The sequence below is a fragment of the Salinicola sp. LHM genome (assembly GCF_034479735.1).
Classification (GTDB): Bacteria; Pseudomonadota; Gammaproteobacteria; order Pseudomonadales; family Halomonadaceae; genus Salinicola; species Salinicola salarius.
Genome location: NZ_CP140261.1, coordinates 1,739,283 through 1,758,325 on the forward strand (window position 1 = coordinate 1,739,283; position 19,043 = coordinate 1,758,325).

Here is a 19,043-nt window from a genome sequence, read left to right on the forward strand (position 1 = left end):
TCATTTTTGCGGTGCTCATTTTTGCGGTGCTCGGGGGAGCGGAGAGGGGTCGGCCAGCGGCCCGTCGGCGTGGGTCGAGTGGTTCTTGAAGGCCTGTTGCCATTGTTCCAGCAGCGTCTGACGCTTGAGCGTATCCAGCGTCGCCAGCAGTCCGGGGCCGATCTGCACGGGGCGGATCGCCTCTCCCAGTCGCTTGCGCAGGTCCGCTGCGGTGCCGAGTCCGTCGATCGCCGGGTGCACGGCGCCCAGCGTCGTCTGCGTGGCGAGAAGGCGCTGGGCCGGTGCGCTCAGGAGATAATCGATGAAGCGCTGCGCGGCGACGGGATGCGGCGCGTTGCGAGACATCATGACCAGACGTTGCAGCACCAGCGCGTAATCCTTGGGCACGACCATGGCCAGCTCGGGATGTTCGGCCACGTAATCCTGGACGTAGGAGCCGATCAGATTGTAGCCGATCCAGTAGCGCCCCTCGCTGAGCCCCTCGAGCATCGCTGCCGTCGTGGTCTCCAGCTCGCTGTGCGCTTGCCCGAGTGCCTCGACCAGATCCCAGTAGCGGGCAGAAATCCTGGCATCCTCGATGGCGTAGGTATAGCCGGCGCCGCTGAAGCGCGGATCGTAGGTGACTACGCGGTGACTCAGTTCAGCGGATCGCTGGCGCAGCAGGCTCAGGAGTTCGGCGTGGCTTTCCGGCGGGGGCATGCGGGTGGCGAGATCGCGCCGATAGACCATGACGATGGGTTCGAACGTGAAGCCGAACAGCTCCTGACGCCAGCGTGCCCAGCTCGGCCAGGCCTCAGCGGCGGGAGAGTCGACGGGGGTCGAGAGCCCTTCGTTGGCGAGCTGGTATTGCCAGGGCATGGCGGGCGACATGATCACGTCGGCGCGTGGCGCGTCACGTTCCTGAAGTACCCGCGCATGTAGCGCCAGTGTCTCCAGGTTGTGATAGGTGATCGCGATATCCGGGTTCCGTCGATGAAAGTCCGCGAGTAGCGGATACACTTGCGGCGGATCGACGACGCCATAAATGGTCAGTGGCTGGGACGACTCGGCATCAGCGGTGAAATGTAGTGTCCTTGCCTGCGCAGAGGCCGCCACCAGTAGCGTGAGCGTCAGCAAGACGCCGGCGAGATACCGGATACGGTGTGGCGCCGTCGTCAGGCGTCGGATGAAAAGGTCAGGGCGATACATAGGCCGGGACGCTCGGGGTGGTCGGGATGGACGGCTTGCAGACTCAGGCGGATGTCGTGGGCGCGCGCAATGCTGTCGACGATGGCCAGCCCGAGGCCGCTACCGTCGCCGGTTTCCTGGCCGCGGTGGAAAGGGCGCAGCATCAGCAGGCGCTGGGACTCGGGAATGCCCGGGCCGTCATCGATGACCGCCAGCCGTGGCGGTGTATCGGTGACCTGCACGGTGACCTGGCTGGCGCCATAGAGCGAGGCGTTTTCGATCAGGTTGTTCAGCGCCTCTTCCAGTTGCCAGTCGTTGGCGGAGGCCATCACCGCATGCTCCGGCGCCTCCACGCCGAGGTCGACCCCGCGGCGATGGTGGCGGGAAAACGCCTCCCGCACGCAGCGCCGGGCCAACGCGGTGAGGTCGACGGCTTGCTTGGCCGGCGTCGCTTCAGGGTTGTTGAGCCGGGTCAGCGACAGCAGCTGGCCGGCCAGTCGCGCGGTCTTGGTGGCGGTGCCGTGCATGGTGGCAAGCGCCTCGCGCCAGGTTGCCGGATCCGATTGTCGCAGGGCCAGCTCCGCGCGGGTCGAGAGACCGGCCAGCGGCGTTTTCAACTGATGGGAGGCGTCACCGATGAAGCGCTCCTGGTTGGCGCGAACGCGGCGCATGCGTGCCAGCAGTTCGTTCAGTGTCTGGCGCAGCTCGGCCAGTTCGCGGGGCAGCGGCAGTTCGAGCGGTGCGAGTGTTCGAGGATTGCGCTGGCGGATGGCACGGCGCAGGCGGGTCAGCGGTTCCAGCGCGAAGCGGGCCGAGAGCAGGACGACCACCACGGCCAGGCCGGCGATGATCACGATATTGACGAGGCTCGCCAGAAACAGCTGGTTGGCCAGCGCCCGCCGGCCTTCGCGTGTCTGCGCCACCCTGACCTCGAAGCGATCGCTTCGATCCCAGCCCTCGAGGCGAGCGCGCAGCACCCCGAGCCGCAGCGGCATGCCCCGGGACGTCACGTCTCCGTAGCTCATCTGGCTGCCGTTCTCGGCGGGCAGCGTGGGGAGCGATCGGTTACCGGTGACGAAGTGCCCATGGGCGTCGTAGAGCGCATAGAACACTCGCTCTTCGGCATCGGTGGCAAGCATCTCCAGCGCCGAGGGGGGCAGGTCCATCCACAGCCGACTCTGCTGCCAGCGAACCTGCTCGGCAATGGAGAGCGATGCCGCGTCCAGCAGCCGGTCGAAGGCGCGATCGGCCGCCTCGCGGGAGGCCAGCCAGGCCTGCAGCAGCATGACGGCGACCAGCAGCGCCAGCGGGCAGAGCAGCCAGACCATCAGGCGTCGGTAAAGACTCAGATGTGACAGGCGCCAGCGTCGCAACGGCGTCACTCGACCTCCAGCAGATAGCCGATACCCCGTACCGTGCGCAGTCTGACGTCGGCCGCCGCGAGCCGGCGACGCAGCCGATGTACATAGACTTCGATGGCATTGTCGCCGACCGCTTCGCCGGCAAAGGCCTCGTCGAGCAGACGTGCCTTGTCCACCGGCTCGCCGGCGTAGTGGATCAGGCACGCCAGCAGGCGGTGCTCCCGCGGTGGCAGCGACAAGGCGGTGTCGTTCAACGTGAAATGCTGGCGCTGGCGGTCGAAGCTCAGCGAGCCGAGCATCAGCGGTTCGCTCGGATCATTCTGACGACGGCGCAGCAGCGCGCGAACCCGGGCTTCCAGCTCGTCGAGCGCAAAAGGTTTGGCGAGGTAGTCGTCGGCGCCGAGATCGAGTCCCTTGACCCGATCCTCGATCGCTGCCCTGGCAGTGAGGATCAGGACCGGCGTTTGTCGATCACGTGAGCGTAGCGCCTCCAGTACCTCGAGGCCGCTGCGATTCGGCAGGTTGAGATCGAGCAGGATCAGGTCGTAGTCATGCTCGAAGGAAAGGCGGTCCAGAGCTTCGCCGCCATCGGCAATCTGTTCGACGCGCTGATTCTCGACGGTCAATGTTTCGGTCAGGGTGCTGGCGAGCAGAGGATCGTCCTCTATCAGCAGCAACTTCAGGGGCATGGAAAACTCCTGCAGGTGAAAGAGACAGAATACCCCGGTGAGCGTCTATGCGCGTTTATCGGATACGCCGGCGCTCGAGGAATCCACTTTCCTTCACCGTTCTTCGTGCGATGAACCAGCGATGGCATCGTCCATCGCGCGTTGGCGGGCGATTGTAAACGAATTGAATATCGGGGCATTGAACTTTAGTCGGCTTTTGCGTTCGCGCCGTTGACCGTTACATGACTTCACCCTAATTTCCGCCCATGGAAACAAAGTTCTACCTTACGAAACTGTAAGGTTGGCGTCAGCGTTAGGGATAACTCCGCTCTATCAGCGAGGAGAATAATCATGTTTGCAAGCAAGACGATCCGTTGGGTGGCCGCTGCAGCGCTGGCCCTGACCGCCAGTGGCGCCATGGCCTTCGAGCCTGCTGGCAAGGTCGAATGTATCGCACCGTCAGATCCGGGTGGCGGCTGGGATTTCACCTGCCGCAGCGTGGGTAACGTGCTCGAGGAGCTGGAGCTCGTACCGGCCAGCGTTCAGACCATCAATATGGCAGGCGCCGGTGGCGGTGTCGCGTTCGCCCACACCGTCAGCAAGCGCAAGGGTGACGACCAGCTGCTGGTGGCGGCCTCGACGGCGACCACGACCCGTCTGGCACAAGGCCAGTTTCCGGGCATGAATGTCGACATGGTCAACTGGATCGGTGCCGTAGGAGCGGATTATGGCGTGATCGCGGTATCCAAGGATTCGCCGTATCACGACCTCAACTCGCTGATGGACGCGATGAAGGAAGATCCGCGTTCGGTCAAGTTCGCCGGGGGTAGCGCCAATGGCGGCTGGGATCACCTCAAGGTGCTGATCGCCGCCAAGGCCGCCGGTGTCGAGAATCTGCCACGCATTCCGTATCTCTCCTACAACAATGGCGGCGAAGCGATGACTCAAGTCATCGGCGGCCACGTCGATGCATTTACCGGCGACATCACCGAAACCCAGGGCTTCCTCGAGTCCGGCGACCTTCGTGTGCTGGCGGTGCTCTCCGACGAGCGTCTCCCGGGCGATCTGTCCAATATTCCTACCGCGAAAGAGCAGGGCATCGATGCGGTCGGCCCCAACTGGCGTGGTTTCTACATGCCGGCCGACATCGACGAAGACGCCAAGCAGTACTGGGTCGATGCCGTCGACAAGCTCTATGCCAGCGATCAGTGGAAGAAGGTCATGAAAAGCAACGGTCTGATGCCGTTCCACCCGGATTCCAGTGAATTCGAAGCCTTCGTCAAGCAGCAGATCAACGATATCCAGTCGCTGTCCAAGGAAATCGGGCTGATTCAATGAGCAAGTTCAACGACCGCGTCTTCGGCCTGGTCATGCTGGTGATCGCCGTGGCCTACTACTACGGCGCCACCCAGTTTCCGGTCCCCTTCGGGGGATCGGAAGCCGTGGGTCCGGAGACCTTTCCCAAGCTGCTGGCCGTCATTCTGGCGATCTGCAGTCTCTACATGATCGTCAAACCCGACCCCGACAATCACTGGCCCGCCTCGCGCACCTTCGTCGAACTCGGTATCGCCGTGGTGACACTGATCGTCTACGCGCTGCTGCTCGAGCCGCTGGGTTTCATCGTTTCGACCACGCTGGCGGTCGGCACGCTGTGCTGGCGCATGGGCGCGCGTCCGATCAAGGCGTATCTCACCGGGCTGATTAGCGGTGTGGTGGTGTTCGTACTGTTCACCTATGGACTGGAATTACCGCTGCCGCTTGGCCTGCTGGAGATGAACTGATGGAAACGTTGCACTATCTTTCCCTCGGCTTCGGCGTGGCGCTGCAGCCCGAGAACCTGTTGTTCGCCCTGATGGGGTGTTTCATCGGCACGCTGATCGGCGCGCTGCCCGGTCTGGGCCCGGCCAACGGCGTGGCGATCCTGATCCCGCTGGCCTTCACCCTCGGCCTCAAGCCGGAAACCGCGCTGATCATGCTCACGGCGGTCTACGCCGGGGCGATGTACGGCGGGCGTATCTCGTCGATCCTGCTCAACATCCCCGGTGACGAGCCGGCGATGATGACCTGTCTCGACGGCTACCCGATGGCCCGCCAGGGCAAGGCCGCCGAAGCGCTGGCGATCTCGGCGATCGCCTCCTTCATGGGCAGCCTGATCGCCACCATCGGCCTGATCCTGCTGGCGCCGTTGCTGGCCCGGTTCGCCCTGACCTTCGGCCCGGCCGAGTATTTCGCGCTGTTCGTGCTCGCCTTCGCCACCCTGGGCGGCATCACCGGCAAGAATCCGATGAAGACGCTGATGGCCGCGGCGATCGGGCTGATCATCGCCACGGTCGGGATCGATCTCTCCACCGGCACCCAGCGCTACACCTTCGGGGTGCTGGAACTCTACGAAGGCGTCGACTTCATCATCGCCATCGTCGGTCTGTTCGCGGTATCCGAGCTTCTGTTCTTCATCGAAGAGAAGGCCGGCGCCGGCCGCGAGATGATCAAGGTCAACCCGCTCAAGTTGAAATGGCGGGACATCACGTCGATCTTTCCGACGACGTTGAGAGGCGGTGTGCTCGGTTTCATCGCGGGCGTGCTGCCGGGGGCGGGCGCATCGCTGGGCAGCTTCATCTCCTACACCCTGGAGAAAAAGATTCTCGGCAAGAAGGGTTACTTCGGTGAAGGCGACCCGCGCGGCGTGGCCGCGCCCGAGTCCGGCAACAACGGCGCCTCCAGCGGCGCGCTGGTGCCGATGTTGACGCTTGGCGTACCGGGCAGCGGGACCACGGCAGTACTGTTGGCGATGCTGGTGTCGCTCAACATCACGCCGGGGCCACTGATGTTCACGCAGAATGCCGACCTGGTATGGGGCGTCATCGCCGCACTGCTGGTAGGCAACTTCATGCTGCTGTTGCTCAACATTCCGCTGGTCGGCGTGTTCGTGAAGATCCTGTCGGTGCCGCCGATGTATCTGCTGCCGATCGTGACCATGGTCGCGGTGGTCGGCATCTACTCGATCAGCCACTCGACCTTCGATCTCTACTTCATGATCGCCTTCGGCGTTGCCGGCTACATTCTGCGCAAGCTGGAGATACCGCTGGTGCCGGTCATTCTCGGCCTGCTGCTGGGGCCGGAAATGGAGAAGAACCTGCGTCACGCGATGCAGATCTCCGACGGCGACTGGTCGATCCTGTGGAGCAGCGGCCTGTCGATCGGGCTGTGGCTGGTGGCCATCATCGGTCTGCTGCTGCCGGTGGTCGTGGGGCCGATTCTGCGTCGCCGCATGCAGGCGGCCAAGGAAAAGGTCGGCTGAGCCGAAAGTTGACCTGTTCCATGCCCCGCTCGTTGGAAACGGCGGGGCTTTTTCGTTCTCGGCGAATGGCGCAGAGGTTCGCCGCCATTCTTTTCGAGGTGCTCTCATGTCGAAGTGCTTTCTTTTCGAAGCACTCTAGAAGCCTTCCCGGTTGCCGCAAAGCGATGACGCTGTTATAGTGCCGCTCGCTCGGCAACGTCTTGATGGTACAGGCTTTGTCGGACTTAGATTTCATCGTGTCATCGATGAATCGAGCTATGGTGGCCCTTACCGGTCCTCCCGCAACGCTAAACCGCAAACCCCGCCAGGCCCGGAAGGGAGCAACGGTAGTGGTGGCCGCGTGTGCCGGGATGTGGCTGGTAGGGGCCGCCTCCATTTCTGGTCCTGCTCAATTTGGCCCGCCCTGAATTCGGCGACTAAGTCGCTGCCTCCCGCCTCGTCAGTTTTCTCTCGACCCTGCTAGAATAGCCCGATCATTTCAGGATTATCGACGCTGGCTACGATGTTTCGATCGTGGCGTGCCGATTGCTGACGATCACGTCCAGCCGCGAGCCTATCTGCGAGGAGTATCGCGCCGCATGAGTTACCAGGTTCTGGCCCGTAAATGGCGCCCGCGTACCTTCCACGAACTGGTCGGCCAGGAGCATGTCAGCCGTGCGCTGGTCAACGCGCTCGACCAGGGGCGACTACACCACGCCTATCTGTTTACCGGGACTCGCGGTGTCGGCAAGACGACGCTGGCGCGAATTCTCGCCAAGTGCCTCAATTGCGAGCAGGGCGTGGGCTCCCAGCCTTGTGGCCAGTGCGAGACCTGCCGCGATATCGATAGCGGCCGCTTCGTCGATCTGATCGAGGTCGATGCGGCCTCACGCACCAAGGTGGAAGACACTCGCGAACTGCTGGACAACGTCCAGTACGCGCCGACCCAGGGGCGCTACAAGGTGTACCTCATCGACGAGGTGCACATGCTGTCGACGCACAGTTTCAACGCGCTGCTCAAGACGCTGGAAGAGCCGCCGCCGCACGTCAAGTTTCTGCTGGCGACCACCGATCCGCAGAAGCTGCCGGTGACGGTGCTGTCGCGCTGCCTGCAGTTCACGCTCAAGAACATGCCGCCGGAGCGGGTGGTCGAGCATCTGACCCGGGTTCTCGAAGCCGAGCAGGTGGCCTTCGATCCGCAGGCGCTATGGCTGCTCGGCAAGGCCGCCGACGGCTCGATGCGGGATGCCATGAGTCTGACCGACCAGGCCATCGCTTTCGGACAGGGCGAAGTGCGCCGGGAAGACGTGGCCGCCATGCTTGGCACGCTGGATCATGCGCATCTGATTGCGCTGGCCGAGGCACTGGCGGACGTCGATGCCGAGCGGCTGCTGGCCGAAGTGGCTGCCCTGGCGGAGCAGGGGCCGGATTTCGCCGGCGTGCTCGACGAGCTATCCGGGCTGATGCATCGCCTGGCGATCGCCCAGATGGTTCCCGGCGCACTGGACAACGGCCATGGCGATCGTGACGAGCTGCTGGCGCTGGCCGGACGCTTCACCGCGGAAGACGTGCAGCTCTACTACCAGATCGCGCTGCAGGGCCGAGGCGATATCGATAACGCACCGGATACCCGCGCGGCGGTCGAGATGACGCTGCTGCGCATGCTGGCTTTCCGGCCCCAGGGTGTACCGACGCCACCGCAGACTGACCTGCCCTTGCGCAAAGGTGCCCAGCAAGGCGGCGGGTCGCCGAGCGACGTGCATCGGACGCCGGCCACATCGACGGCGGAGGCGCCGCAGGCTGCCAGCATCGCTCCTGCGCCGGTGACCGCGCCGGAGACAACCGCTGCGGCATCGTCGGCGCCGGTCGAGCATCAGGCTCAGTTCGCGGAACCTGCCGATCCCCCTTCGTCTTCCCCGGCCGAGCCGCCCGCGCCCTCCGATTTCGAAGAGGACCGCCCGCCTTGGGCTACCGAGACCGAGGCATCCCAAGCTAAAGCTCCCGCGGTTGATATCGTCCCGGAAGCGGCGTCGCCGGAGCCGAGCGCGAGGCCGGACGAGAGAGTCGCCGTCGCGGCCGAGTCGGGTAGCGCGGCTACCGGTGATGCCAGCGGTTTCGAGGACGCCAGCCGTTTCGACGATCAGGCCGGTTTCAGCGACGAGGCCTACGCCTGGGCGGTCGAAGCAGAAGGGGCCTCGGCACCCGAACTCGGCGACTCGCCGACCGCCGGCTTCGCGGCCGATACGGCGCCGACCTCCGCTCCGGCCGAGCGGGCATCGCAACCGGCCCGGCCAGACTTTCAAAGTGACGGTGTTCAAAGCGACGTTGTTCAGGATGACGGTGTTCAAGGTGTCGGTGTTCAAGGTGACATTGCTCCAGCCGACACGGATCATGCGCCGGCTGACGGATCGGCAGCCGCCGTCGAAGCGGATGCGGTGCCGGCGATGGCCGAGGCGCCGATGGCCGAGACCGACAACCCGGCGGCGACACAGGACTCGCCGGCGGATGCCGGTCAGCTCACGCACGCGCTATGGCTGGAGCGCTTCGATCAGCTCGATATTGGCGGTCTCACGCGCAATCTCGCGGCTCACTGCGTCATCGAGCATGACGATGGCAGCGCGCTGAGGGTGACGCTGGACCCTGGACAGTCGGCCATGCTCTCCGATCTGCATATCGAGCGCATCACCAAGGCGTTGGCTGGCCTCGGTTACACGCGTCGGCTCGAGATCAGCGTTGCCGAACTGGACGGCAGCCGCGAGACGGCCAAGGCCAAGCGTGACCGCGAGGCACGCGAGCGTCACGCACGCGCCGTTGAAGCCTTGCGTGTCGACCCGCATATCCAGGAGCTGGAAGCGCGTTTCGGCGCTCGGCTGATGGAAGGGAGCGTAACCGCCGATCGCGTGTGATCCCGACCGGGCATCATGGTTTCGCAAATTCTTGATTTCGCAAAGTATTCCCAATCTCGAAGGAGTTCGTCATGTTCAAGGGTGGCATGGGCAATCTGATGAAGCAGGCCCAGGAAATGCAGGAAAAGATGCAGCAGGCTCAGGAAGAGATCGCCCAGATGGAAGTGTTGGGCGAAGCTGGCGCCGGCATGATCAAGGTGACCATGAATGGCCGCCATGACGTCAGCCGCGTCGAGATCGATCCTTCCGTGATGCAGGAAGACAAGGAACTGCTGGAAGACCTGCTGGCGGCTGCCGTCAACGACGCGTCACGCAAGGTCGAGACCCAGTCGAAGGCGCGCATGGAAGAAGTCTCTTCCGGACTCAATCTGCCGCCCGGGATGAAGATGCCGTTCTGATGAGCTTTTCACCGCTTGTCGAGCAGTTACTGGACAGCCTGCGCGTGCTGCCGGGGGTCGGGCCGAAGACCGCACAGCGGATGGCGCTTCATCTGCTGGAGCGTGATCGCGAGGGCGGACGGCGGCTCTCGGAAGCGCTGGTCCAGGCGATCGAGCAGGTCGGGTACTGCGAGCGATGCCGTACGCTGACTGAAGAGGCGCTGTGCGGCGTCTGCCAGGACCCCCGGCGCGACTCGGCCCTGCTGTGCGTGGTCGAGTCGCCGGCCGACATGCTGGCGATCGAGCAGGCGGGCGGATTTCGCGGCCAGTATTTCGTGCTGCATGGTCATCTGTCGCCGCTCGACGGCATCGGCCCCGACGATATCGGCCTGGACCAGCTGGAGTCTCGGCTCTCCCGAGAGACGGTCAGCGAGATCATCCTGGCGACCAACCCGACCGTGGAGGGGGAGGCCACCGCGCATTACATCGCCGAGCACCTGGTCGGGCGGGAGGCCAAGCTCTCCCGGCTGGCCTATGGCGTTCCGATGGGCGGCGAGCTGGAGTATGTCGATGGCGGCACGCTCAGCCGGGCGTTCCAGGGGCGCCAGCCGTTTTCCTACGAGTAAGGGCATCGGTGGCTTGCCCGCCGAGTCTTCGCTCCGATTTTTCGTAACGCCGGCCATGTGACTGGCCGAGAGGGAACTGAATGAGTTTTGACTATTCGCTGTGTTGGGTCGACACCCCGGAAGGATTGCAGGCCGCTTGCGAGGCGTTGACCACGGCGGATCTCGTCGCCCTGGATACCGAGTTCTTCCGGGAGTCGAGCTTTTTTCCCGTGCCGGCGCTGATCCAGCTGACGGCCGGGGAAATCGTCTATCTGATCGATCCTCAGGCGATCACGGCAAGCGACGATTTGCGGCAGCTGCTGAGCGCCGGCCCGCCGAAACTGATCCACGCCTGCAGCGAGGATCTCGACGTGCTGGCACTATGGGCAGGAGTGACGGTGGCTCCGCTGGTCGATACGCAGATCGCCGAATCCTTCCTTGGCGCTGACCCGGCCATGGGCTATCGACGCCTGGTCGCGCAGCGTTGCGGCGTCGATCTGCCCAAGGAGGAGACGCGTTCCAACTGGCTCGAGCGCCCGCTCACATCGGCGCAGCTCGATTATGCCGCTCTCGATGTCGTCTATCTTCCGGTGATCTGGGAGCAGCAGCGCCAGGCGTTGGTGACGCTGGGACGCGAGCGCTGGTTCGAGGAAGAATGCGAGGCGTTGAGCCAGGGCCGCAATGCTGCCGCCGGCGAGCAGTGGTACACCCGCCATCGCCAGCTGTGGCGCCTGCAGCCCCGGCAGGTCGAAGCGTATCGGGAACTGACCGCCTGGCGCGAAACCGAAGTGCGGCGTCGGGATGTGCCGCGGGGCTGGCTGGCCAAGGATAGCGTGCTCTACGCGATCGCCGAGGCCATGCCAAGCAACCGGTATGAACTGGCCGCCGTCGATGGCGTGACACCGAGTCTCGTCAAGCGGGAAGGGGACGCGATGCTGGGGCTGGTCAAGACGGCACGGCACCGGGAGGCGTCCGAACTCTGCGAGCCGCTGCCGGTGCCGACGTCTCCTGCCTTCAAGTGCCGCTTCAAGGCGCTGAAGCAGGTCGTGCAGACCCGTGCCGAAGCATTGGGGCTGGCACCCGAACGGCTCTCCAACCGGGCGGAAATGGAGGCGGTGGTCACCGCGCATCTCAGACAGATGGATTTGCCGTTGCCGACCGGATGGCGCGGACAGCAGCTATCGGCCGGCTGGCAGCAGGCGCTTGCCGAGCAGGAAGCCGCGTGATGAACGATACCGCCAGGCTCATCTGCGAGATCGTCAAAAGCTCGCGACGGGATGAAATGTATCTCTATCTCGACAAGGCGCGCGGCATGGCGCCGGTGCCCCAGGCGCTGCACGAGCAATTCGGTCGACCGATTCCGGTGATGACGCTGTTGCTGCGGCCCGAGCGGCCGCTGGCGCGGGTCGATGTGGTCAAGGTCATGGCGGCGATTCGGGAGCAGGGGTTCTATCTGCAGATGCCGCCGCCCAAGGATCCCGAGATGCTGGATCTGTTCACCCGGCGGGATGAATGATCCTGGTCGACCGTGAACCCCATTCTTCCGAAGTAGCCGTGAGCCAGCCATGGCGAGGAGAGTCGTATGCGTGAGCGATTCTGGGAGCGGTTCCCCCTGGAGGAGCTGACCCAGCAGGAGTGGGAGGCGTTGTGCGACGGCTGTGGCAAGTGCTGTCTGGTCAAGATGGAAGACGCCGATACGGGAGACGTCGCCACTCTCAACGTGGCCTGCCGGCTGCTGGACATCGGCAGTTGCCGCTGCAGCGACTATGCGCATCGTTTCGAGCGGGTCCCCGAGTGTACCCAGTTGAGTCTGGAGAACCTGGACCAGTTTCACTGGCTGCCGCACAGCTGTGCCTACCGGCGTCTCGCCGAGGGGCGCAAACTGGCCAGCTGGCATCCGTTACGCAGCGGCAGCGACCGCCGCATGCACGAGCGCAAGATGAGCGTTCGCCATTTCGCCGTCAGCGAAACCGAGGTCGATGATGCCGACTATGAAGAGCACATCATCGACATCATCCCTCTCGACGAGCAACGTTGAACCCTCAGCCGGATCGGGAGGATGTCACTCCTCCCGCCGGCGTCCTCCGGTGTGCCCTCCGCACGCGTCAGACGGCGTCTCGTCCCAGTGCCCACAGGATGAAGGCGTCCTGGCGAGCGTTGTCTCGCCATGCCTTGAATCGCCCTGACGCGCCACCGTGACCGGCGGCCATGTCGGTACGCAGAAGGACCGGGCCACGTGCGCTGCCGAGTTCCGTCATGCGTGCGTAGAGCTTGGCCGGCTCCCAGTAGGGCACCCGCGAATCGTGCCAGCTGCCCTGCAGCAGGACGCTGGGGTAGGGCTGTGCGGTCAGGTTGTCCAGCGGCGAATAATCGCGGATGCGTCGCCGTACGGCCGGTTCGTCCGGATTCCCCCACTCCGTGTACTCCGCCGTGGTGAGGGGCAGGTCCGGATTTTCCATGGTCCGCAGCACGTCGACGAAAGGCACGTCCAGTACCGCCGCGCAAAACGCCTCCGGCTCAAGGTTGAGGCTGGCGCCGACCAGCAGGCCGCCAGCGCTGGCGCCATAGGCCGCGATGCGTTCGGGGTCGGCAATTCCTTCGGCGACCAGTGCCTGACGCGCCGCGAGAAAGTCCCTGAAACTGTTTTCCTTGTGCTCCAGCTTGCCCGCCAGATACCAGGGTTCGCCCCGATCGCCGCCGCCGCGCACGTGGGCGACGGCGAATGCGACGCCACGAGAGAGCAGTTCCAGGCGAGCAATCGAGAACCAGGGGTCGAGCACTTCGCCGTACGCGCCGTAGCCGTAGAGCAGTGTCGGCATCGGGACCTGGCCGAGCCTGTCGGCTCGGGCCACGACGGAAACGGGAATGCGCTCGCCGTCGTGGCCTTCGGCCCACAGTCGTCGACAGACCAGGTCGTCGGGCTGCAGGTCGCCATACAGCGGCTGTGTCTTGAGTACACGCTGTTCCCCGCTGTCGAGGTCGTGCTCGACCCAGCGCACCGGCAGGGTGAACGACTCTTCGCGCAGAAGCAGCTTGCGGGTATGGAAATCCGGCGTGTCGCCGAGCGCCAGGCTGCAGGGGGCTTCGGGAAGGGGAAGCCGGCTACCCGGTAGCTCGCCGGCTCCGGCAGCGCTCCTGGCCGGATCGGCTTCGCTTCGCTCGATGACGCGCAGGTAGACCTGGGCTTCGTGATGATCCCGCTCGGTGACGACCACACCCCAGGAAAAGGCATCGACGCCCTCGAGTGTGACGTCCTCACGGTGCGGGACCAGCGGTGTCCATGAATCGGGTTGCGAGACGGGGGCCGTATCCAGGCGGAAATGCGAGCCGTCGCGGTTGTGCAGCACGTAAAAGACGTCGTCGCGATGTTCCAGCGTGTACTCGACGCCGGTCTCCCGCGGCCGGACGCATGCCGGCGCGGTCCGGGGCGCTGTCGCCGGGATCAGATGGCACTCCGAGGTGTCTTTCGAGGCGGTCTCCAGTACCAGCCACTGGCGGGAGCGTGTCTTGCCCAGCCCCACCCAGAACTCGACATCCGCTTCCTCGAAAATCTTCTGGCAGTGATCGTCCTCTGGCCGCAGAAGCCACACGCTGGCGGGGCGCTGCGTGGCATCGTAACGCGTGAACAGCAACGTCCGGTTATCCTCCGCCCACACCAGATCCGGCCCGATGCGCCTGCGTAGCCGTTGCGGTTCGCCGTCCGGCAGCCGCTTCAGGTAGAGATCGAAATACTCGTTGCCACTGGCGTCTTCGGTCCAGGCCAGCCACTGTTCGTCCGACGAGATCGCCATGTCGCCCAGTTCGAGAAAGTCGTGGGCCTGGGAACGAGCTTCCAGGTCCAGCAGCAGCTCGGGCGCGGTATCGCCGTCCCTGGCCTGGCGCCACCACAAAGGATAGTCGGCATCGGCGGCCGTTTCGCTCCAGTAGCGGAATCGTTCGAGCGTCGTCGGCAAACCGGTGACCTTGAGTTCCCGGCGCGCCAGGTGCCCGTCGTAGAGGGCATCTTCCAGCGCTTTCAGCGGAGCAAAGAAAGCATCGCTTTCACGATTGGCCGCGCGCAGGAATGCCTTGACCTGCGGATCATCGCGGGATTCCAGCCAGTGCCAGTCGGGATCGTCGCTACGGCGAAAGTGAGCGACGGGCGGTGTTTGTGTCGTCTGCGAGCGGGGCATGGGTCGAGGAAAGGTCCTTTCGGGCAGGCTGTTTCAATGACATCGAAAAAGGGTGCGTCAACGTCGAAAAAGGATACTTCCGACAATCGCGCTTCGACAATGCAGTGGGCCGATTGCCGTCTGTCACGCCAGGAAGGCCGTGCGGCGGGGGAGCCGCATGTCACGTCGGATAGCGGTGCGGCTGTGCTTTACCGACTTGAAGTGTACCATGTCCCAAATCGTATGAATCGAGAGTCATTACCATGCTGTTTTCCGATTCCCTGCCGCAACTCTGGCTGAGTTATGGCGTGCTGTCTCTGGTCGTTCTGATCACTGGCTATCTGGGCGTGCGACTGCTGCCGCTACTGCCGCGTCTCGTATTGGTGGGCGTCGTCGCCGGTGGGCTGTGGATGGTGGCGCCATTCTCGCTGCCGTTGCTGGAACCGGGAGAGACCTATTCCGGCCTGGCACCGGCCATCGTGGTCATGGCGGTGGGCGTACTCCAGCACGATGGCGGCCAGGTCGCCGGCGCAATGCCGCTATTGCTTGCAGGTATCGCGATAGGGGCGGCGTTGGGTCTGGTAGCGTGGCGATTGTTGGCTCGCCGCCGCGGCGGAGACGATGCTGACGACGGGCCGCGAGGAGGAAAGCGGAATACGCCGCAGGCGGGGCCGGCGCCGCGAGCGAAAGAGCGGACCCGTCGCGAGCCGGTAGTCAACTGATCCGAAGTTTTTTCGGGTGAAGTGATCTCGTTCTGACGTGTATTTCGAAAGGAAGCGAAAAATGCGTGCGTTGTTGTTGATTCTGATATTGGCGGCGGGGATCTCTCCTGGCTGGGCGCTGGCGCAGACAGCGCCGGACGTGCGGATGGTCATCGACGTGTCCGGCAGCATGAAACAGAACGACCCCGGCAACCTGCGCGCCAATGCACTGAGTTTCGCCGCGACCTTGCTGCCTCCCAGTGCACGAGGATCGATCTGGACCTTCGGGACCACCGTCGCCAACCCGCTGCCGAGTGGCGAAGTCGTCGATGCCTGGCGGGAGCAGGCCGGAAGCATGGCTTCGCAGTTGACCGACTATCAGCAGTTCACGGACATCGAGCGCGCGCTGCGGCAGACGGCGAGTGCGACGCCGGACAGCGGCAATCGGCATCTGATCCTGTTGACCGACGGCATGGTCGATCTGCCGGCTTCCGGCAGCGACAAGGCGCAGCGTGACAGCGCTTCACGCCAGCGCATCATCGATGAACTGGCGCCGGACCTCGCCGCGCGCGGGGTCGTCGTGCATCCCATCGCGCTCTCCAACAATGTCGACCTGCCGCTGCTCGAGCAGGTCGCGCAGACCACCGGTGGGCTGGCGGCCGTGGCCGAGACGCCTGAAGAGCTGCTACGGGCCTTCCTGGATGTTCTCGACCGCATCCTGCCGGGCGATCAGGTGCCCATCGACGATCGACAGCGCTTTCGCGTCGATGACGATATCGACGAGTTCAATGCCTTGCTGTTCCACGCGCCGGGCGTCGACTCGCCGGTTCTGATCGGCCCCGACGGGCAGCGTTATTCCCGCGATGACCACCCGGGTTCCGTGGAGTGGCTGAGCAGCGACCGCTACGACCTGATCACCGTGCCCGACCCCGCCCCGGGCGAGTGGCAGATCGAAGGCAATATCGGTGCTGACAGTCGTATCGGTATCCACGCCGATACGGTGCTGCGCAGCGAGCCGCTGCCGGCGACGCTCTATCAGGGATTTTCGACACCGCTGGATGTCTGGCTGGCTTCGGAAGGCCGGACGCTGACCGCCGACGAGCGCCCGGCGGGGCTGAGCGTGCGCGCCGAATTGCGCGATCTCGACGGCGCGACGCTCGCCGAGACGGCGCTGGCCTCGTCCGAGGATCACTTCCGTGGCGAGCTGCCGGGCGCCGATCAGTTGGGCAACGCACGCCTGACCATCACGGCGCGCAGCGAGCGCATGATCCGCCAGCAGGTGCAGCCGGTGAACGTGGTCGCTGCCCTGAGCGCGGTGCTGAGCGAGGATGGCTCCCGGATCGTGGTGCGTGCCAATCACCCGGATCTCAACGTCGATAATACCCGGCTGAGCGCAAGCCTCACCGGTCGTTCGCTCGACATACGCCAGACCGGCGATCGGGAATGGACGATCGCCGTGCCGCAGACGGATCCCAACGAGTCGTTGCCGGTCAGGATCACCGCCGAGGCGCAGCTGGATGGCCGCACGTTGCATCTCGATCTCCCGGTGGTGCGTCTCAATCCCGACGCCGCGGTGGGCTTGAGCGGTGCCGAACTCGAGCAGGGCATCGTCAGCGAGTCGCGCCAGCAGGAAGATAGTGCAGATGCCGATGACGGTAACGACTTCGGCGATGGATTGACCCCTTCGCAGATGGCCGATATCGCCGTCGACAAAGCCCAGCAGGGGTGGCGGCTGGCCAGGCCGTACGTGGAAACCTACGCTCAGCGCCCGGTGACGTGGATCGTCGTTGCGGCGCTTTTGCTGCTGTGGATGCTGCTACGCTGGCGGCGAGCGGCGAAACGGCGACGCCTGGCGCGGCGCGAGGAACCCTCGGTCTAGACCGAGCCAGCGTGCGGTGATATTGCCCGGACGACGGTTTGCGGTTCCCTTACAACCTTGGTGGCAGCGCCTCGCTGGTCCGATCCTGTTATAAGGTCGAGTAACCGACACGAATCAAGGAGATCCTATGAGCGACAGCGTCAGCCCGTGCATCGAAACGGGAGCGCCGCTGGAGGGCATGGAGGCGTTCGAGTCGATCAACGACATCATCGCCGAGGCGTGCCGCCGATTCGTCGACCATCCGGCCTTCAGTTGCCTGGGTCACACCTTGAGCTACCGTGACGTCGATCGGCTTTCCGGCGACTTCGCCGCCTGGCTGCAGCAGGAAACCGACCTGGAGCCCGGCGACCGGATCGCGATCCAGCTGCCCAACGTGCTGCAGTTCCCGGTGGCGGTGTTCGGTGCGCTACGTGCCGGGCTGGTGGTCGTCAATACCAACCCCCTCTACACCGAGCGCGAGATGCGTCATCAGTTTCGTGATGCCGGTGTCAAGGCAGTGGTGGTGCTGGCCAACATGGCCCACAAGCTGGAGAAGGTGGTCGATCAGACCGATATCCGCCATGTCTACGTGACCGAGATGGCGGATCTCCATCCCTGGCCGAAGAGGTCGCTGATCAATGGCGTGGTGCGGTACGTCAAAAAGCTGGTGCCTGCCTATTCGCTTCCGGGTTCGATCGGTTTCCGGCATACGCTCTCCGTTGGCAGCGGCCATCAGGTGAAGGTGGTCGCCAGCCGCGGCGACGACGTGGCCGCGTTGCAGTACACCGGCGGCACCACCGGTGTCGCCAAGGGCGCGATGCTGACCCACCGCAACCTGATCGCCAACATGCTGCAGACCAAGCAGGTGGTCGGCAAGGCGCTGGTCGAGGGGGAGGAGACGATCATCGCGCCGCTGCCTTGCTATCACATCTACACCTTCACGGTGAATTGCCTGTTCGCCATGGTCACCGGGCAGCACAACGTCCTGATCCCCAATCCTCGTGATCTCCCCGGATTCGTCAAGACGCTGTCCAGGACGCCTTTCACGGTATTCGTGGGGCTCAATACCTTGTTCAATGCGCTCTGTCAGCGCGACGACTTCAAGGCGCTCGATTTTTCCGGCCTCAAGATGACGATTTCCGGCGGTATGGCGTTGACCCATACGGTGGCACAGCGCTGGGAGCAGACCACCGGTAATGGCATCGTCGAAGGTTATGGCCTGACCGAAACCTCGCCCATCGCGCTGGTCAATCCGCCCGAGGCGACGCAGATCGGCACCATCGGCAAGCCGGTACCCGGCACCTCGATCAAGGTCATCGATGATGATGGGCGGGCATTGCCGCTTGGCGAGCGCGGCGAGCTTTGCGTCAAGGGTCCGCAGGTCATGAAGGGCTACTGGAACCGCCCGGAAGACACGGCCAGAACGCTGGATGCCGACGGCTGGCTGCGTACGGGCGACATGGCGGTGATACTCGACGACGGCTACGTCAAGATCGTCGATCGCAAGAAGGACATGATTCTGGTCTCCGGATTCAACGTCTATCCCAACGAGATCGAGGAGGTCGTCGCGGGCCATCCCGATGTCGTCGAGGCCGCGGCGGTGGGGGTCCCCGACGAGGAGACCGGAGAAGCCATCAAGCTGTTCGTGGTGGCGCGCAACGACAGTCTCGACCCGCAGGCATTACGCCAGTGGTGCAAACAGGAACTGACCGGCTACAAGGTGCCCAAGTTCGTGGAGCTGCGTGACGAGCTGCCCAAGAGCAACGTGGGCAAGGTGCTGCGTCGGGAGCTGCGCGACGAGTCGGCGGGCAGCGAATCCGCGCCGTCCCGGCAGGCCGGCGATACGCCACCGACGGAACGCCGATCCTCCTCGGACGTGAGTTGATCCGCCGACGGCGCTATAATGACGGGTTCGCCATCGCCTTTGGTGGCGGCCCGTTTCTGTCGTTATCTCGCCGACGTAGAGGATCTC

At 64.3% G+C, this 19,043-nt stretch carries 16 protein-coding genes and 1 other RNA gene; 13 read left to right on the plus strand and 4 right to left on the minus strand.

Annotation, left to right across the window (positions count from 1 at the left end; translation table 11 throughout):
* Positions 1-15: 15 nt before the first annotated feature.
* Genes R5R73_RS08105 through R5R73_RS08115 form a run of 3 tightly spaced genes read right to left on the minus strand, consistent with a single transcriptional unit; the run spans position 16 to position 3,217 of the window.
* On the minus strand, positions 16-1,188 hold the full coding sequence (locus R5R73_RS08105) for an ABC transporter substrate-binding protein (protein WP_276232382.1): 1,173 nt from the start codon (positions 1,186-1,188) through the stop codon (positions 16-18).
* The gene (locus R5R73_RS08110; protein ID WP_322529390.1) at positions 1,155-2,549 is read right to left on the minus strand and encodes a sensor histidine kinase; all 1,395 of its coding nucleotides are present in this window, start codon (positions 2,547-2,549) and stop codon (positions 1,155-1,157) included. Before R5R73_RS08110 ends, R5R73_RS08105 begins: the two co-directional genes overlap by 34 nt.
* Positions 2,546-3,217, minus strand: a complete 672-nt coding sequence (locus tag R5R73_RS08115; RefSeq protein WP_322529391.1) for a response regulator transcription factor — start codon at positions 3,215-3,217, stop codon at positions 2,546-2,548. Before R5R73_RS08115 ends, R5R73_RS08110 begins: the two co-directional genes overlap by 4 nt.
* 330 nt (positions 3,218-3,547) lie before the next feature.
* Here R5R73_RS08115 and R5R73_RS08120 point away from each other — a divergent pair, with 330 nt between their 5' ends.
* The 10 genes from R5R73_RS08120 (at position 3,548) to R5R73_RS08165 (ending at position 12,399) form a co-directional block, all read left to right on the plus strand.
* Positions 3,548-4,534: a Bug family tripartite tricarboxylate transporter substrate binding protein gene (locus R5R73_RS08120; protein WP_110635094.1), complete on the plus strand. Its 987-nt coding sequence runs from the start codon at positions 3,548-3,550 to the stop codon at positions 4,532-4,534.
* Positions 4,531-4,977, plus strand: a complete 447-nt coding sequence (locus tag R5R73_RS08125; protein ID WP_110635091.1) for a tripartite tricarboxylate transporter TctB family protein — start codon at positions 4,531-4,533, stop codon at positions 4,975-4,977. The genes R5R73_RS08120 and R5R73_RS08125 overlap by 4 nt, the downstream gene beginning before the upstream one ends.
* Positions 4,977-6,494, plus strand: a complete 1,518-nt coding sequence (locus R5R73_RS08130) for a tripartite tricarboxylate transporter permease (RefSeq protein WP_110635088.1) — start codon at positions 4,977-4,979, stop codon at positions 6,492-6,494. Before R5R73_RS08125 ends, R5R73_RS08130 begins: the two co-directional genes overlap by 1 nt.
* A gap of 268 nt (positions 6,495-6,762) precedes the next feature.
* Positions 6,763-6,859: signal recognition particle sRNA small type (ffs, locus tag R5R73_RS08135), an RNA gene on the plus strand.
* Between the two features lie 213 nt (positions 6,860-7,072).
* Positions 7,073-9,379, plus strand: a complete 2,307-nt coding sequence (gene dnaX / locus R5R73_RS08140; RefSeq protein ID WP_322529392.1) for a DNA polymerase III subunit gamma/tau — start codon at positions 7,073-7,075, stop codon at positions 9,377-9,379.
* Positions 9,380-9,450: 71 nt separating this feature from the next.
* Complete coding sequence (locus R5R73_RS08145) at positions 9,451-9,777, plus strand: YbaB/EbfC family nucleoid-associated protein (RefSeq protein ID WP_071231634.1); 327 nt, start codon at positions 9,451-9,453, stop codon at positions 9,775-9,777.
* Entirely contained in the window at positions 9,777-10,382 is a 606-nt protein-coding gene (gene recR / locus R5R73_RS08150; RefSeq protein WP_322529393.1) for a recombination mediator RecR, read from the plus strand. Before R5R73_RS08145 ends, recR begins: the two co-directional genes overlap by 1 nt.
* A gap of 80 nt (positions 10,383-10,462) precedes the next feature.
* Positions 10,463-11,587 carry a ribonuclease D gene (locus R5R73_RS08155; protein WP_322529394.1) on the plus strand — a complete coding sequence of 375 codons (1,125 nt, stop codon included), beginning with the start codon at positions 10,463-10,465 and terminating at the stop codon, positions 11,585-11,587.
* Positions 11,587-11,877 (plus strand): YcgL domain-containing protein, encoded by a 291-nt coding sequence (locus tag R5R73_RS08160; protein WP_071231631.1) that lies wholly within the window; start codon positions 11,587-11,589, stop codon positions 11,875-11,877. The genes R5R73_RS08155 and R5R73_RS08160 overlap by 1 nt, the downstream gene beginning before the upstream one ends.
* 66 nt (positions 11,878-11,943) lie before the next feature.
* Entirely contained in the window at positions 11,944-12,399 is a 456-nt protein-coding gene (locus tag R5R73_RS08165; RefSeq protein ID WP_071231642.1) for a YcgN family cysteine cluster protein, read from the plus strand.
* Positions 12,400-12,466: 67 nt separating this feature from the next.
* Here R5R73_RS08165 and R5R73_RS08170 read toward each other — a convergent pair whose 3' ends face one another.
* Positions 12,467-14,533: a S9 family peptidase gene (locus R5R73_RS08170; RefSeq protein WP_322529395.1), complete on the minus strand. Its 2,067-nt coding sequence runs from the start codon at positions 14,531-14,533 to the stop codon at positions 12,467-12,469.
* A gap of 242 nt (positions 14,534-14,775) precedes the next feature.
* Between R5R73_RS08170 and R5R73_RS08175 the strand changes: the two genes are divergently transcribed.
* The 3 genes from R5R73_RS08175 to R5R73_RS08185 all read left to right on the plus strand — a co-directional run bounded on the left by R5R73_RS08175 (position 14,776) and on the right by R5R73_RS08185 (position 18,956).
* A complete protein-coding gene (locus tag R5R73_RS08175; RefSeq protein WP_322529396.1) occupies positions 14,776-15,234 on the plus strand; it encodes a hypothetical protein in 459 nt (152 codons plus the stop codon).
* A 61-nt stretch (positions 15,235-15,295) separates the two neighbouring features.
* Positions 15,296-17,092: a VWA domain-containing protein gene (locus R5R73_RS08180; protein ID WP_322529397.1), complete on the plus strand. Its 1,797-nt coding sequence runs from the start codon at positions 15,296-15,298 to the stop codon at positions 17,090-17,092.
* A 127-nt stretch (positions 17,093-17,219) separates the two neighbouring features.
* Positions 17,220-18,956, plus strand: coding sequence for an AMP-binding protein (locus tag R5R73_RS08185; protein WP_322529398.1), 1,737 nt, complete (start codon positions 17,220-17,222; stop codon positions 18,954-18,956).
* The last annotated feature ends 87 nt before the right edge of the window (positions 18,957-19,043 follow it).

Bases quoted from the DNA above. Each gene is read 5' to 3' on its own strand.
- R5R73_RS08105 (WP_276232382.1), bottom strand. From the start codon at position 1,188: ATGTATCGCCCTGACCTTTTCATCCGACGCCTGACGACGGCGCCACAC.
- R5R73_RS08115 (WP_322529391.1), bottom strand. From the start codon at position 3,217: ATGCCCCTGAAGTTGCTGCTGATAGAGGACGATCCTCTGCTCGCCAGC.
- R5R73_RS08120 (WP_110635094.1), top strand. From the start codon at position 3,548: ATGTTTGCAAGCAAGACGATCCGTTGGGTGGCCGCTGCAGCGCTGGCC.
- R5R73_RS08125 (WP_110635091.1), top strand. From the start codon at position 4,531: ATGAGCAAGTTCAACGACCGCGTCTTCGGCCTGGTCATGCTGGTGATC.
- R5R73_RS08130 (WP_110635088.1), top strand. From the start codon at position 4,977: ATGGAAACGTTGCACTATCTTTCCCTCGGCTTCGGCGTGGCGCTGCAG.
- dnaX (WP_322529392.1), top strand. From the start codon at position 7,073: ATGAGTTACCAGGTTCTGGCCCGTAAATGGCGCCCGCGTACCTTCCAC.
- R5R73_RS08145 (WP_071231634.1), top strand. From the start codon at position 9,451: ATGTTCAAGGGTGGCATGGGCAATCTGATGAAGCAGGCCCAGGAAATG.
- recR (WP_322529393.1), top strand. From the start codon at position 9,777: ATGAGCTTTTCACCGCTTGTCGAGCAGTTACTGGACAGCCTGCGCGTG.
- R5R73_RS08155 (WP_322529394.1), top strand. From the start codon at position 10,463: ATGAGTTTTGACTATTCGCTGTGTTGGGTCGACACCCCGGAAGGATTG.
- R5R73_RS08160 (WP_071231631.1), top strand. From the start codon at position 11,587: ATGAACGATACCGCCAGGCTCATCTGCGAGATCGTCAAAAGCTCGCGA.
- R5R73_RS08165 (WP_071231642.1), top strand. From the start codon at position 11,944: ATGCGTGAGCGATTCTGGGAGCGGTTCCCCCTGGAGGAGCTGACCCAG.
- R5R73_RS08170 (WP_322529395.1), bottom strand. From the start codon at position 14,533: ATGCCCCGCTCGCAGACGACACAAACACCGCCCGTCGCTCACTTTCGC.
- R5R73_RS08175 (WP_322529396.1), top strand. From the start codon at position 14,776: ATGCTGTTTTCCGATTCCCTGCCGCAACTCTGGCTGAGTTATGGCGTG.
- R5R73_RS08180 (WP_322529397.1), top strand. From the start codon at position 15,296: ATGCGTGCGTTGTTGTTGATTCTGATATTGGCGGCGGGGATCTCTCCT.
- R5R73_RS08185 (WP_322529398.1), top strand. From the start codon at position 17,220: ATGAGCGACAGCGTCAGCCCGTGCATCGAAACGGGAGCGCCGCTGGAG.